The sequence below is a fragment of the Xenorhabdus thailandensis genome, assembly GCF_037996785.1.
Taxonomy (GTDB): Bacteria; Pseudomonadota; Gammaproteobacteria; order Enterobacterales; family Enterobacteriaceae; genus Xenorhabdus; species Xenorhabdus griffiniae.
Window position 1 is genome coordinate 1 of record NZ_JBBMXF010000021.1, and the last position, 14,008, is coordinate 14,008.

11 protein-coding genes and 3 pseudogenes are annotated in these 14,008 nt (G+C 43.2%); 5 read left to right on the forward strand and 9 right to left on the reverse strand.

Annotation, left to right across the window (positions count from 1 at the left end; genetic code table 11):
- Nucleotides 1-757: 757 nt before the first annotated feature.
- On the reverse strand, nucleotides 758-1,345 hold the full coding sequence (locus tag AAC853_RS17600) for a TetR/AcrR family transcriptional regulator (protein WP_338883423.1): 588 nt from the start codon (nucleotides 1,343-1,345) through the stop codon (nucleotides 758-760).
- 148 nt (nucleotides 1,346-1,493) lie between these two features.
- Between AAC853_RS17600 and AAC853_RS17605 the strand changes: the two genes are divergently transcribed.
- The 3 genes and pseudogenes from AAC853_RS17605 (at nucleotide 1,494) to AAC853_RS17615 (ending at nucleotide 5,702) form a co-directional block, all read left to right on the forward strand.
- A complete protein-coding gene (locus AAC853_RS17605) occupies nucleotides 1,494-2,690 on the forward strand; it encodes an MFS transporter (protein ID WP_340615309.1) in 1,197 nt (398 codons plus the stop codon).
- A gap of 1,540 nt (nucleotides 2,691-4,230) precedes the next feature.
- Nucleotides 4,231-4,350 (forward strand): annotated as a pseudogene (locus AAC853_RS17610) (branched-chain amino acid transport system II carrier protein); the annotation flags it as partial.
- A 38-nt stretch (nucleotides 4,351-4,388) separates the two neighbouring features.
- Nucleotides 4,389-5,702, forward strand: coding sequence for a sodium-dependent transporter (locus AAC853_RS17615; RefSeq protein WP_338883421.1), 1,314 nt, complete (start codon nucleotides 4,389-4,391; stop codon nucleotides 5,700-5,702).
- Nucleotides 5,703-5,923: 221 nt separating this feature from the next.
- Here AAC853_RS17615 and AAC853_RS17620 read toward each other — a convergent pair whose 3' ends face one another.
- The gene (locus AAC853_RS17620) at nucleotides 5,924-7,093 is read right to left on the reverse strand and encodes an MFS transporter (RefSeq protein ID WP_340615310.1); all 1,170 of its coding nucleotides are present in this window, start codon (nucleotides 7,091-7,093) and stop codon (nucleotides 5,924-5,926) included.
- A 146-nt stretch (nucleotides 7,094-7,239) separates the two neighbouring features.
- Between AAC853_RS17620 and AAC853_RS17625 the strand changes: the two genes are divergently transcribed.
- Both AAC853_RS17625 and AAC853_RS17630 read left to right on the forward strand, forming a co-directional pair.
- Nucleotides 7,240-7,554, forward strand: a complete 315-nt coding sequence (locus AAC853_RS17625) for a transposase (RefSeq protein WP_340615311.1) — start codon at nucleotides 7,240-7,242, stop codon at nucleotides 7,552-7,554.
- A gap of 26 nt (nucleotides 7,555-7,580) precedes the next feature.
- Nucleotides 7,581-8,387 carry an IS3 family transposase gene (locus AAC853_RS17630; protein WP_340615317.1) on the forward strand — a complete coding sequence of 269 codons (807 nt, stop codon included), beginning with the start codon at nucleotides 7,581-7,583 and terminating at the stop codon, nucleotides 8,385-8,387.
- On the opposite strand, the gene AAC853_RS17635 is transcribed toward AAC853_RS17630, so the two are convergent.
- From AAC853_RS17635 to AAC853_RS17665, 7 genes and pseudogenes are all read right to left on the reverse strand, one after another.
- Complete coding sequence (locus tag AAC853_RS17635; RefSeq protein ID WP_340615312.1) at nucleotides 8,286-10,322, reverse strand: Ig-like domain-containing protein; 2,037 nt, start codon at nucleotides 10,320-10,322, stop codon at nucleotides 8,286-8,288. The two genes, AAC853_RS17630 and AAC853_RS17635, sit on opposite strands and share 102 nt — an antisense overlap.
- Nucleotides 10,310-10,453, reverse strand: coding sequence for a hypothetical protein (locus tag AAC853_RS17640; RefSeq protein ID WP_340615313.1), 144 nt, complete (start codon nucleotides 10,451-10,453; stop codon nucleotides 10,310-10,312). The genes AAC853_RS17635 and AAC853_RS17640 overlap by 13 nt, the downstream gene beginning before the upstream one ends.
- A gap of 4 nt (nucleotides 10,454-10,457) precedes the next feature.
- Nucleotides 10,458-11,177, reverse strand: coding sequence for an inverse autotransporter beta domain-containing protein (locus tag AAC853_RS17645; protein WP_340615314.1), 720 nt, complete (start codon nucleotides 11,175-11,177; stop codon nucleotides 10,458-10,460).
- Nucleotides 11,178-11,509: 332 nt separating this feature from the next.
- Nucleotides 11,510-11,833 (reverse strand): annotated as a pseudogene (locus AAC853_RS17650) (hypothetical protein); the annotation flags it as partial.
- 92 nt (nucleotides 11,834-11,925) lie between these two features.
- Entirely contained in the window at nucleotides 11,926-12,888 is a 963-nt protein-coding gene (locus tag AAC853_RS17655) for an oxidoreductase (RefSeq protein WP_340615315.1), read from the reverse strand.
- Between the two features lie 19 nt (nucleotides 12,889-12,907).
- Nucleotides 12,908-13,591 (reverse strand): aldo/keto reductase, encoded by a 684-nt coding sequence (locus tag AAC853_RS17660; RefSeq protein ID WP_340615316.1) that lies wholly within the window; start codon nucleotides 13,589-13,591, stop codon nucleotides 12,908-12,910.
- Nucleotides 13,579-14,008 (reverse strand): annotated as a pseudogene (locus AAC853_RS17665) (IS5 family transposase); the annotation flags it as partial. The pseudogene AAC853_RS17665 and the gene AAC853_RS17660, both read right to left, overlap by 13 nt.

Genomic DNA, 14,008 nt, shown 5'->3' on the forward strand with positions numbered 1-14,008 from the left:
TCAGATCGCAAAAATTGGACTGAGTTCCCTTCAAGTGATCTACTATTTTGAAAGCTTATTTATCTAATATTTTTTGTTAATAAATTAGATTATATATTCAAGGTGTTTTTTTATACCAGATCAGTGGGGTAACTTTGTACAAAAATTGAATAATTATATGGAGATTGGTCGTTTTTAGTATTTACCCTGCATATTTATCGAGTCAAAAACTATCCATCCGGGAGCGTTGACGATAGCCAGCTATTAACCATTGTCGAGAAAATGGCTTAATTTATTTATTCATGCCTGTTCCTTAATTAAGAGCAGTTTTTAGTTCAAAAGTTCTGATTTTGGAACAGGCGCTTAGTTCAATTTTTTATCCAGAGTTCAGGTTAGCTAAATAGTCAATTCTAGTCATTGTTTTTCATCCATCTTTTCACTTGTTTTATACGCATTAAACTTCAAGTTGCAATTCACAACACGATATGGAACCTGATTTCTCCCCGCTTCGCGGGGAGAAATCACATGCATCTTGAAGTTAGATTGGTATAGAAAGTAAAAACAGGCAATTCGCCGGATTTATGTATGGTGACGTTCTAGAAGCAGCAGAGGTACCTTCCAACCAGACGTAGACCTGAAAAATACTTTTGACAAGGTTAATCTTTACTATGTTGGTTATATTCATAATGATTTTTTATGAAATTTACTGAATCTGGCAAAAAGATGACATTGTTTTCCACTGAAAAAGGGACGTCTATGATATCAATGATGGATAAAATCAATCACATTTTAAGCCTTCAAGAAATAAGTCAAAGGCAGAAAAAGTTTTTAAAAGTTTAGCTTCTGGATCAACATCATCAGCAATCCATAAAGCTGCTTCAACTAAACTTCCATTTATTAAACAAGCCAAAACTTCTGTATCAACATCTTTTATTTTCTTTTCAAGAACCATTTTTTTCAAAAGGATTCTCATTGATGAAATACAGTGCGCCTGGGATTCTCTAAACCGATCACCTAAAATGATTTTTGAATCTCTTAACACTATTTGTTGAAACTCTGAATTGAGTGACATTGCTAAGTAGGCTCGGCACCTATCGCGAAATCCAGTCCATGAATCAATGGCATTATCAGATATAGACTGGAGATATTGATCCATTTCTGAATCAATTTGCTCAACAACGGCCATTAATAAGCCTTTTTTATCACCGAAATGATGGTACAAAGCCCCACGAGTTAACCCTACTTTGGAAGTAAAATCATCCATTGAGGTATTAGAATAACCTAAAGAGCCAAAGGCATGACGCGCAGTGGCCAATAGTTTAGTGCGAGTCTCTTCAATCATTTCTGTGCGGGTTCGCCGAGTCATTTATCCTCCGTTAGGATTCATTTAATAGTATAGAAGTAACCCTTTGACATACGTTGAGTATGTTGATATGTTGTTTAACATACATAGCGTATGTATATGCGCCGATATCTTAAATTTTGTACAACCAATTATCACAATGAGAAGCAATATGAGCAATCCTTATAGTGAATTATTCAAGGCATCTGGTGCGATGGGATTTTCCTTGGCAGGTTTTGTGGCTCGTATGCCACTTCCAATGACGGGAATTGGTATCATCACTATGATATCACAGCTAAGTGGTAGCTACGGATTAGCAGGAGCAGTATCAGCAACTTTTGTATTAACTTATGCATTGGTAGCTCCACAAATTTCTCGTTTAGTCGATAGTTATGGTCAGCGTCGTGTGTTGCCCCTTGCTACCGTGATAAGTGTTTTAGGTATATTAGCTCTTTTGGCTTGTACGTATTGGAATGCTCCTGTTTGGACATTTTTTTTATGTGCTTTTCTGGCAGGTTTTATGCCTAGTATGTCCGCTATGGTACGTGCCCGTTGGACCGCCATCTATCGTGGACAACCTCAGCTACAAACAGCTTATTCCCTTGAAACAGTATTTGATGAAATTTCGTTTATTGCTGGGCCGCCTATATCAGTTGGTTTAAGTATAGCTGTTTTTCCACAAGCGGGACCACTTGCGTCAGCGCTTCTGTTAGCTGTAGGTGTGTGTTTGTTTGTTATGTTTCGAAGTACAGAACCGCCTGTAGAGACTCAGAAAGTTACACAGGAAATAAAAGGTTCAGTTATTAGAATTTCTGGCGTATGGATTCTGGCATTACTACTTGTCTTTATGGGTATTATTGTTGGTACTGTGGATATAGTTAGTGTTGCTTTTGCTAAGCAATTGGGGCATCCAGCAGCAGCTAGTATCGTGTTATCTGTTTACGCTATAGGTTCTTGTCTTGCTGGATTGATATTTGGTGCACTTAAGCTAAAGACTCCATTGCACCAACTCCTTCTTATAGGGGGATTGGCTACCGCTTTGACTACTCTTCCTTTTTTAATTGCTAACAGCATTTTCAGTTTATCTCTATCTGTCTTCATAGCAGGTTTATTCTTTGCACCAACAATGATCATATCCATGGCATTGGTTGAAAGAATGGTTCCAGAAAGGAGATTAACGGAAGGACTAACCTGGTTACTTTCTGGTCTTAATATAGGAGCGGCTTTTGGAGCCGCAGCGGCGGGGCAATTTGTTGATATATATGGTGCTAGTGGTGGATTTATTGTTTCTTTGGTTGCTGGATTGGGGGTGGTTTTAGTTACATTGTATGGTTTTATGCGCATACGTACACATCGTGCTATATCTTGATTAACGTAAAACTTGTGCACCCTCTGTCAGATTAGTTGGCAGAGGGTTTTTTGTAGTGTGGCATGATAATTCTGGACACCTTGGAAGCCTATTAATTCACACCTATACGTATTAAACTTCAAGTTGCAATTTACAACACGATATGAAACCTGATATCTCCCCGCTTTCGCGGGGAGATATCACACGCATCTTGAAGTTAGATTGGTATAGATGTCTGGTTTGTTTTTTAATGAATATTTATTGATTCGAAACAGAGCCATGTTTATTCTTCCTATTTTAGGTGGATTAATCATAGTGGTTTATTTCCATGTGTATGACTATTTTATTAAATATTTCTTTAGAGCATCCTCAAGTATAATTGGGGTTTGATTTTAATATATGTACATGTCCAAGCAACAAATATCACATATACGCATTAAACTTCAAGCTGCAATTTATAACACGATATGAAACCTGATTTCTCCCCGCAAAGCGGGGAGAAATCACATGAATCTTGAAGTGAGATTGTATATTTGAGTCAGTTTTCTATCAGATCTGATGATTCTATTTTTCATGTTTATGAGTTTTTTATCTGGAATATAATGGTTGTTATAACTGTTTTTGATGCTAATATAGATAGGAAAATATCTATGATGTCTTTCTTTTTGTCGTAAATGTCTACAGTTTTTGTCTTTGAAAATCTCTTATGAGTAAAAAATTCTTGATTACACCTTGTATTCAAGCAATTGATCTTTATCTGATACATAATTAATTCCACCTATATTAAACCTTTCTAATATTAACAGGATACCTCTGATTGTGTTGGTATAACTAATTTCAGTAATACAAATATAAATATTACTGAAAGTTGAAGTAAAAATTACATTCATGTTTAATCAAAGTTATTTAACACTGCCAGTTTTTTGTTTGCTACTCTAATTATCTTGATTTATATTATGGCAAGGATTTATTTTTCCTTAATTTGTGTTGTTTTTTAGTAGGCGGTATATAATATTTATTTATTGTCTAAGGCTCGAAGGTGAACTTTTCATAAACAAATTTGGTTCAAAAAAAGACCCATAAGTAAATCTGTTGTTTTCAAAGTAACAGCAAAGCCTATTAGTGCTCTCTGTTAATGCTTTAGGTTATAAGGAGATAATATTTTTATATAACCTCCAATGAATTAGGCATTACAGTCCAATCCAAGAGGGATAAAATCTTCTTAGAGCTGACAGAGTCCCACAGGGTATGACTCCATTAATCTGTTAGAGTGTTGTGTGGGATGGGTTGGATTTGTGCACTTATCCAAAAGGTTCACATGAAGTAACAGGGGAGGTGTTGGTGCATGTCTTTTAGCACTTAAAAGGTTTATTTGGGGTAAGTTATTGGCGATTCTAGCTGTTATTACCACTATCGTTCTGTATCTTGCGAGTATCAGTGAATATGATGTTTATCACTGATTGTTAAATCAGAATCCAGTTTCGCCCTTGGAAATTCAAATAGTTGTGATAGTTACTATTACATATGAAATTTTTTTTACAACAATAAGTTAACAATTATTATGACATACCGTTTATCATCTAAAGATCTTTGGGTATTAAGCTTTATGACTTTTGCCCTATTCGTCGGGGCAGGAAATATCCTTTTCCCACCTATGGTTGGCCTACAGGCAGGTGAGCATGATACATGTGCTGATACTGTATCTATTCGGGGGTTAGCATGAGTCAACAATGGACATCCCGTCTGGGGCACATATTAGCAGCAACCGGATCTGCCGTTGGCATTGGTGCTATCTGGAAATTCTCGTATGTTTCAGCAACGAATGGTGGTGGAGCATTTTTGGTTGTATTTTTATTGTTTAGTTTTGTCATTGGATTAGCAGTTCTGTTAGCTGAAAACATGCTGGGAAGCAGTACGGGTGAAGTGGCCGTTAATGCGTTTAAAAAATTACTTGGTAAACATTGGGGATGGGTTGGCCTTATAGGTGTATTCAGTTCATGGTGTATATATAGCTTCTACAGTGTTGTCGGTGGTTGGACCATAGGCTACACAGTGATGGCAAGTACAGGAGAACTGAATATTACAGATGTTTCTCAACTGACATCTATTTTCACCAATTTTATCAGCAATCCATGGTGGCCGATAATTGCACATTTGGCATTTTCAGGGTTAACCTGCTTCGTGGTATTATCTGGTGTGCAAAAAGGCTTGGAAAAATCAGTTAAGGTCATGATGCCACTGTTATTCTTGATCATGATAGTGTTAATTATTGTTGGCATCCGTTTACCGGGTTCGTCAGAAGGGCTAAAACTATTCTTATATCCAGACTTCAATAGCTTGACCGGAAAAGGTGTTCTAGATGCATTGGGATTGGCATTTTTTTCCCTGTCTATCGGGTTAGGGATCCACATTACGTACAGCTCCTATTTGCCTAATAACAAAGGTATCGGTAAATCGAGTATTTGGGTTGTCATCCTTTCCTGTCTGGTTTGTATATTGGCTGGTCTGATGATTTTTCCTGCTTTGGCTGCTGCTGGTTTAAAACCAAATGCGGGTCCTGGATTAACATTTATGACGATGCCAATTTATTTCGCTAGTCTTCCAGGTGGTTCAATCTTAGCAGTCACTTTCTTTTTATTGTTATTAATGGCTGCACTGACCTCAGCAATTTCATTACTTGAGCACATTGTTGCTTATGTTCAGACGCGTTTTCATTGGTCACGTCGTAAAACCAGCTTAATAGTTACGGCATCGATTATGTTGATGGGGATCCCTGTTTCCTTATCTTTTGGTCCGTTAAGTCACGTCACATTAGGTGGAAAATCCATCTTCGACATGTTGGACTTTATTACTTCCAATGTTCTCATGCCATTATTCGGAATTATTATTTGCCTCGTATTTGGCTGGTCACGTAAGGTCAATGCATTAATACCGGATAATATGTCATTGCGGAAGCGTCAGTGTTTACGGTTTATATGGCGATATGTTGGACCTTTATGTATCGGGGTAATTTTGGTACACGGTCTTATTTGATTATGTTAAGTATCATTTTTCATTCATTTTTATTTGATAGAGAATGATGCTGCAATGTTGTAACACTGCTACAACTTAGGTAAAAATTTAAACGGGCGAGTTTATCCACCAAAACCGCCCGTTGGCCATCATCAAAACTATGTTTAGTATCAATCAACGAATTGAATGTGTGATCAAATAGATCAATGTATTTTCACTTTCTTCATGCAACAGAACCTTTTTTATTTCTCTAGAACAACACTATCCGCTTGTCGCATCGGTAACGCCATGACGAGCTCAAGAAAGGCTATCGCAGCGAGTGTAGTGATAAATAAAGATTTCCCAGCTTCAACTAATATCCAGCCACCTATTATCGGAAACCCGAATATCCCAATAAAGTAGGAAACAACGAACCAAGTAAGAGCTGCATGGCGATGCTCTAGAGCAGATTCGTTTATCGCCCAAGTTTGGATAACAGGATATACTAATCCATATCCAAGACCTGTTAAAATAGCTGCTGTAATTTGAAAGATTGAATGAACAGGTATACCTAACAAAGATACTATGCCCAGAACTAAAAATGACATAAGTGTGATGACAAGAGGAATACGAGGCACAGTTGATAAATAACGAGCCAACAGAAGCCGTGATATAACTACAGTCACTACATGAACAGCAAAAAATGTATTGGCGCTTGAGTTTGTTCCTTCTACTATTGAACTCTGGAACGACATCATGCCAAAGAATACGCAGCCTCCTAACCCTACCATAATAATCGGACGGATTGCACTCGTGGCCGCAATCTTCGATATATTCTTTACCCAAGGTCTTAATGATAATTCTTGTTGATCGTGTGGCTCTCTAAATCCAAATGTCATTAAAAATAGAGATGCAAAAATAGCAATAATACCAACAAGGAGAAATGCTGTTAGGATAGGTATTTTTACTTGTTCAACAATGATAGAGAGTATAATTGGGCTACCACAAATTCCTGCCATCTGGAAAGCACTGAAACGTGTAAACCAGTATCCCCTATCTGCATCAGAAATACGTTCAGACAAAGCCATTGGCCCGCTGATATAGAACATACCCCAACCGAGGCCAATCAAAAAAGCCCCTATACGTGGTATGTAACTCAGATCACCAGCGGAACAACTGAGAAGAAAATAACCACACGATACAGATAAAGCAGCTAAGGCTGCGAAACGCGATGATTCCAGCCTCCCAGCAAACCATCCAACTAAAGGAACACCAATCAACGTGCCGATTAAAGCCACACTCAGTGTCATTCCTGCGTCAATATCACTCCCTCCCTGTGCCCGAAAAAATTCAGAAATTAAGAAAGTTGCTCCATATCCACCTGCAGTAAAAGTCGTGCCGAAGAGGAGAAAAAGTGCTGATGTCGTTCGCATAAATCAAATCCTATCCTATATATACCCAATATCACTAAGAATTGAATGCTCTTGGGACCATAGACCTTAGTTTATTGTAGTGGCATGATAATTCCGGACACCTCAAAAAATTGCTAATGTTAATTACATGACAATGAGGTGTGACAATGAAAGTGAAGCTTACCAAACGCCACTATTCCGCTGAATTTAAGCTGGAAGCAGTTCAACAGGTTGTTCTCCATCAACAACGGGTTGTTGATGTCGCCCGTTCATTGGGCGTCAATACCAGTACGCTGGGAAAATGGGTTCGCCAGTATCACGCCGAAATACAGGGGATAACGCCGGTCAGTAAGGCACTGACACCCGAACAACGCCAGATACAAGCCTTAGAAAAACAGGTGAAACGCCTGGAAATGGAAAAAGAAATCCTAAAGCAGGCGGCCGTGCTGATGAGCGAGATGCGCAGTGGCGCTATGCGTTGATCACACGGCTGAGCCCCCGATGGCCGGTGACGGAATTGTGTCAGATGCTGCAGGTGTCACGCAGTGGCTATTATGACTGGCGACAGCGGCCGGTCGACACGGAGCGTCTGCAGTTGCGTATCCGGGTGCGTGAACTGTACAACCAAAGCCGGGGAGCGATAGGCAGTCGCACCTTGAGCCACCTGCTGACCAATGAAGGTAGGCCGGTGGGCCGGTGGAAGGCCAGACGCTTAATGCAGGAATGTGGCCTGCAAAGCCGTCAACCGGGGGCTCACCGTTATCGCCCGGCAGGCGAAGATTCTCTCGCCAGCCCGAATCTCTTGCGGCAGTGCTTTGCTCCGGCTTGCCCGAATACCCAATGGTGCGGAGACATCACGTATATTCGCACCAAAGTGGGCTGGAGTTATCTGGCGGTGGTAACCGACTTATTTTCCCGCCGGGTGGTGGGGATGGCCATCGCTTCTTCGCCGGATGCGGAGCTGATCTGCCGGGCATTGAATAATGCATTGGAAACGCGTCATATCGAAGGGCGGCTGGTTTTTCATTCAGACCAAGGCAGCCAATACAGGAGTAAAAAGTTTCGTCGCTTACTCTGGCAGCATAAAACGACTGCATGCAAATCCTGTCATCGGCCAGCCATTTCGCATCCATCGGTCTGTTTCTGCCCGAAAACGCCCATTTCGCCTGATGCTCTGCTGAACCTGAGCTGGCCGCCAGATAATCCGTTGATGTCACGTAAAATTCCCGCGCCCAACCATCATAAAGATAGAAGTTCCCCATTCCTCATAGAGCCGTTCCAGGGCATATTTGGTGGCAATCCGGCTGCCGAGTGATTGGCAAAGCTGTTTCGCATGAGAATAAAAGTCTTTTGTCAGGCCGGAGCGCTCAAACCAGGTGTGAACCGTCAAGGTCAGTGCGACCTGTTGCCCGGTCTCATCAGTGCCGGTGAGCCTGACTCCGTCAGGATTTTGTTGCACCGTCACCCCATCCCCCGATACCGTCACCGAGGGTGAATCACTCTGCCAGCTTACTCTGCCTGTATTGCCGGCCGTGATAAGGCGAAATTTTGCGCCACGCCAGAGTACGGAAGGTCCCCGGAGACCAAACGATTTCTGGTTGGCATTGCCACCCTGGCGGTCAACGGCAACGGTATCAACCAGGCGTAACGGCAGGATAAATTCCACAGAAGAAGCGACTTGCTGCGCACCCACTTCAGCAGTGACCGAAGCCTGTCCAGCATGACGACTGACAAAGGTTGCCGTTGCATTTCCCTGACGGTCTGTCCTGTCTTCTGCAAAAATCATCTCGCCAAGGTTGCCAGACCAATCAACCGCTTTATCCGCAAGCCCCTGCCCATGAATATCGGTAACGGTGACAGTAAAAGTCACCCGATCTTCGCCATCCGCCGCAGCACGGGTTTTATTGACCCGAATGGTGGATAACAGCACTTCATCAAAGGTGACAATAGGGGCAGCCACTTTATGATCGCCGACCTGGATCTGAACCTGGTGCTCCCCTGCAAACGTACTACTCAGCTGAACCTGTGCTTGTCCCTGAGGGTCGGTTTGTGTCCGTTCTGAGGACAGCACACCGTGATCTGCTTGCCAACTCACCGACTGATTTGCCACAGGTGATCCCAGTGAATCTTTCACCGTGGCCGTCAACACCACAATATCCTGCCCATCACCTTTAGCCCGGACTTTGTCCACCGTGATCGCGGGTCTTAGCCGGCGTTCAAACGTCACCGGAGCAGCATCAAGGGTTTTCCCCGCCACCTCGGCTTTCACCGTTGCCTGCCCTGCGATGTGGCTGATTAACCGGGCTGTCGCTTCTCCCTGACTGTTTGTCTGTTCCTGCCTGTCCAGCAGTTGCCCGTTATCCGCAGACCATTGCACTTTGCTGTGGGCAACGGGGTGATCTGCTGCATCGAGCACGTTCACCGTATAAAGGATGCTGTCCTGACCATCGGCCATCGCGGTTTGTTTGTCCGCCTGAAGTGTGTGCGTTAGCGAGGCAATAAAGCGGATCGGAGAAGCCATCACCGTTTCACTGCCAACCGCCACAGCTACTTCTGCATTTCCTGATACTTTGCTGGTTAAATAGGCGGTGGCCTGCCCCTTCGCATCAGTCATCAATGAAAATAAGGAGAACTGGCCGAGCGGGGTCTGCCAGCCAACGGCCTGATTGGGCACAGGTTGACCATCGGCGTTTTTAACCGTGACCGTCAAGGTTGCCCTCGATTGCCCATCCGCCTGAACGCTGTGCTTATCAATGGTGATTTCGGGTATCAGCACCGCATCAAACTGGACTGAAGGTGCAACAGCAACCTCTTCATCCACGGAAACACGTACTGTGTGCCGCTCCTGCTGACGACTGTGCAGCACGACCGATGTCTGCCCCTGCGCATCTGTGTCCTGCCGGGTTTGGGATAATTCGCCTTTATCACTTGACCAGATAACAGCCTGATGAGCGACAGGAGCGCTTTCCTGATCGGTAACCATTACGGTATAGATCACCCTGTCATGACCATCGGCTTTGGCCTGCGTTTTATTCGCTGTCACCTGCCATCGCTTTTCGGTCGGCAGGCTTACCACCAGGATTTCTGCCCGGTTGGAGCGGTTACCCCGGCTGTCGATAGCTATTCCCGAAAGCCGGACGGATTTTCCCGTGGTTTTCGGCAACCGTAATGTCACTTTTTCCGGTTGTTGATCAAGTACTTTCCCGCCTGCCTGCTGTAATTCAGCCGTGTCCAGCGCTAAACGTACCAACGGATATTTGGTGTGGATAACGGGAAAAAGGTCACTTCCTTGCCTTCATAGCCTTTAACCAAAGTCGGAAAGGCCAGCGTCAGCAGCGTTTGCTTCTGATAATCCAGTACCATATCACTGCGCCGGTTCACAAAATCAAATTGGCTGGATCTCAGGCTGCGCAGGGGAGCGACCGCGTTCGGGTCGAGCTGGATCGCTCAACGGGACACCCAACCGATAATTGAGGTTCAGGGTAAAACGGTTCTCACTGGTCGCTTGTTTACCCTGCCGAAAATCGGCACCCAATGTGGGGCTTAAGGGGACTGGCGTGTAAGTCAGCCCAGCGGTGACGCTGTACGGATTTTTCTGGCGTTCGGATCCACCGAATAAGGCAACCTGCTGCCCGTCATAGTGTTCATACTTCAACTGTCCGCCCCAGTGAGGAAAAGCCGGCAAATACGCTTCGGCCTGAATATCCCAGCCGTTTGCCGGTCTTGCATCGAAATCCGTGAGCCTCGCGGCTTTCCAGTGAGATAAGCGTCGGTAAATATTCGCAGACAGTTTGACGTTATCATGCCAGGCTTCTAACCCAAGACTGTAACGGTGATGCTGCTCCGGCCATAACGCATCCCAGAAGATATTGGCACCCCAGAGCCAGTTATCGGCGACATAGCGATAGCCGAATCCCAGTGTGGTTGTTGTCTGGCCGTGGTGAGTTTTACCCCTGACTGGCTGAATGCGGTACCCGAAACCGAGTTGATAAAAAGGCAGCAACCCATCCAATGCAACGTCTTTTAACGCAAAATGGCTGTCGAAAGGCAGTGTGAGGCGGGCATTGCCGTATTGGTTCAACCACGGTGTCAGTGTTGATGTCACCGCAGACGATAATTGCTGGGCAGCCAGTGTTTTTGCCGCTTCGCTGGGTCGCTACGGATCTGCGTTCAGTTGCCCCCACTGGGTGGTGATTTCGGCCAGTTTTTGCCGGCAGATCTTGGTTTTGATCTTCTGGCCTGGCCTGACCGGGAAAACTCAGCGACAGACTTAACCCGCTAATAATCAGCCATTTTTGTTCTATTGTGCCAAGTGGATTGTTTTTTTTTGCACCACGGATTGTGACCCTTTTCATTCATACTGAAAGGGGTAACATGCAGAAAAAGGGCGTTAAATACTGCGGTTAATTCTTTTTCTCATGGTGAAAATTACCTGGATCAGCGATGAATAGGAACCCCGTTAAATGTATGCGTACAGCACTGACACTGGACAGGAATATCATTTACTGACAGATTTGGATTCACCTTCCTTAAAAAACCGGATCCATCGACGAACAACCCGTTGTAATAACTGGATTCACCACAGCGGATATACTCTCTTTGTTCATGCTCATGTAACGCCACTAGCCAAAATAAAGGTTCTGGACTGTCCAGTCGCTGAATGGCTTCACTGTGGACCGCATCCCATTTTTCACCGACTTTGCTCAATAAAAACATAAAAAGTGGCGTGTAATCTAAGCCGCGTCGTTGCTTGCTTTTCATGGGCAAGAAGTGTGACATATCCTCCCTGATTAACCCGAGCTTCGTATATGATCTGCCCCATTTCTCTCTCAATCCTCCTTCAAAGGGAGAATTTAGTTAATAGCTGCAAATACATTTACACCTGTAAGATTAGCTGTGAAATTCCACAATCTTAAGGCTTCTACCGGATCAACAGCATATTCACAAACACCAACAAAGGGTTCTTCATAATCTGATGCGAGTCCTGTAATGTTACGATCTTCACAATAAAGTCCTCCCAGTCCAATCAACGCTGAGCTTGTTGCAGCCCATACCTCAGTCGCAGCACCTTGTGCCGGAGATTTAAAGGCTGGGTCAATTGGATTACCATCCTTATCCATCCATCCCTCATTCGCCATTTCTTCATAAGACAGATATCGCTGGAGTGGGGTGAAGATTTTACCCGGATGCAAAGAAAATGCCCTGATATTTCTGTTTTTCCCATATGTGTCCAATTGCAATGCAAAAAGTACATTAGCAGTTTTAGACTGTGCATATGCCACCCACTTGTCATAACCGCTGGTAAATTGAATATCATCCCATCTGATTGGTGAATTGTGATGCCCAGCAGATGAAACGCATACAATTCTCCCTCCAGATCGGATATTGTTCCATATAAGATTCACCAGTATATAATGGCCAATATGATTTGTAGCAAACTGCGATTCCCATCCTGGACCAACCCGTTTTTCTGGAGAAGCCATGATGCCAGCATTACAAATCACATAATCAAAGATATATCTATTCGCATTGACATAAGCCGCCAATGTCCTGACAGAATTTATATCCGAAAGATCAAGTGGAAGAATGGTAATATTGGTTAACTCACTTAAAGCATTAGATGCTCTCTTCATATCCCTTACTCCCACTACCACATGAGCACCTGCTTCTGATAGCGCTTTAGTAGTCTCATATCCCAATCCAGAATGTCCACCTGTGATAAAAGCGGTCTTACCTTTAATATCAATACCTTTAAGTACATCCGAGGCTGTTGATGACGCGCTAAATCCTGAATTGATCGGTTTTTGGACTCGCATAAATCCCCCAATAACTATTTTAGGATAACTCGGCTCTCATATGTGGAGTATAGAACTCCTCCAGTGCAGCAATTTCATCATTACTAAGAGATACATTCATACAACAAGTATTGTCTATAAGTTGCTCTACTGATGTCACACCAACAATTGGTGAAGCGATTGATGGTTTAGATAACAACCAAGCTAAAGCTACATGTGCAGGCTTACATGCTTTACTTGCTGCGAGGTCATTTAGAACAGAAATTATTTTTTCATCACTCTGCTTTGCGGATTCATATAGCCATGACAATACCTTGTCAGATTGTGTACGAGTAGTACCAGCCTTCTTTGCAAGTTTACCTCTAGCCAATGGACTCCATGGTGTAACCCCAATCCCTTCGGAAACACAATAAGGAATCATTTCTCTTTCCTCTTCACGATTGATGAGATTGTAATGATTTTGCATACTAATGAACTGAGTCCATCCGTTCATTCTGGCGACGAATTGTGCTTTAATGAATTGCCAAGTTCTCATTGACGAAGCTCCGATATACCGAACCTTGCCTGACTGAATCAAGTCATTCAGAGCAAGCATTGTTTCTTCAATCGGCGTGTTATCATCCCATCGATGAATTATATAAAGGTCAATATAATCGGTCTGAAGTCTTTTTAGGCTAGTATTAGAGTCTGTTGACGTTTTGTGTTCATCATTTATTCTGACCACATGGGTAGCCAGACGATGATAAATGCCAGTGCCACCATACTGGCATAATTCCGTGCTAATTTATCGTATCTTGTTGCGATTGCACGAAAATGCTTGATTCTGGCAAACGCATTTTCCACTAAATGACGATAACGATATAAACCCTTATCAATCTTTTTATCCGATTTTCGGCTATTGTTCCGGTAGGGAATGACCGGTGTCGCGCCTTTTCGTTTGACGATTTCCCTGAAAGCTTCACTATCGTATCCTTTATCCGCAATAACAAAATCTGAAGTTGGAGATTGTGCAAGGAGACTTTAGCATGAACGATATCATGTGTTTGTCCCTCGGAAAGCTCAAAATGGACAGGAAAACCGTAACTGTCTACGGCTAAATGGATTTTGGTTGAGAGTCCGCCACAACTTTTACCTATGGCCT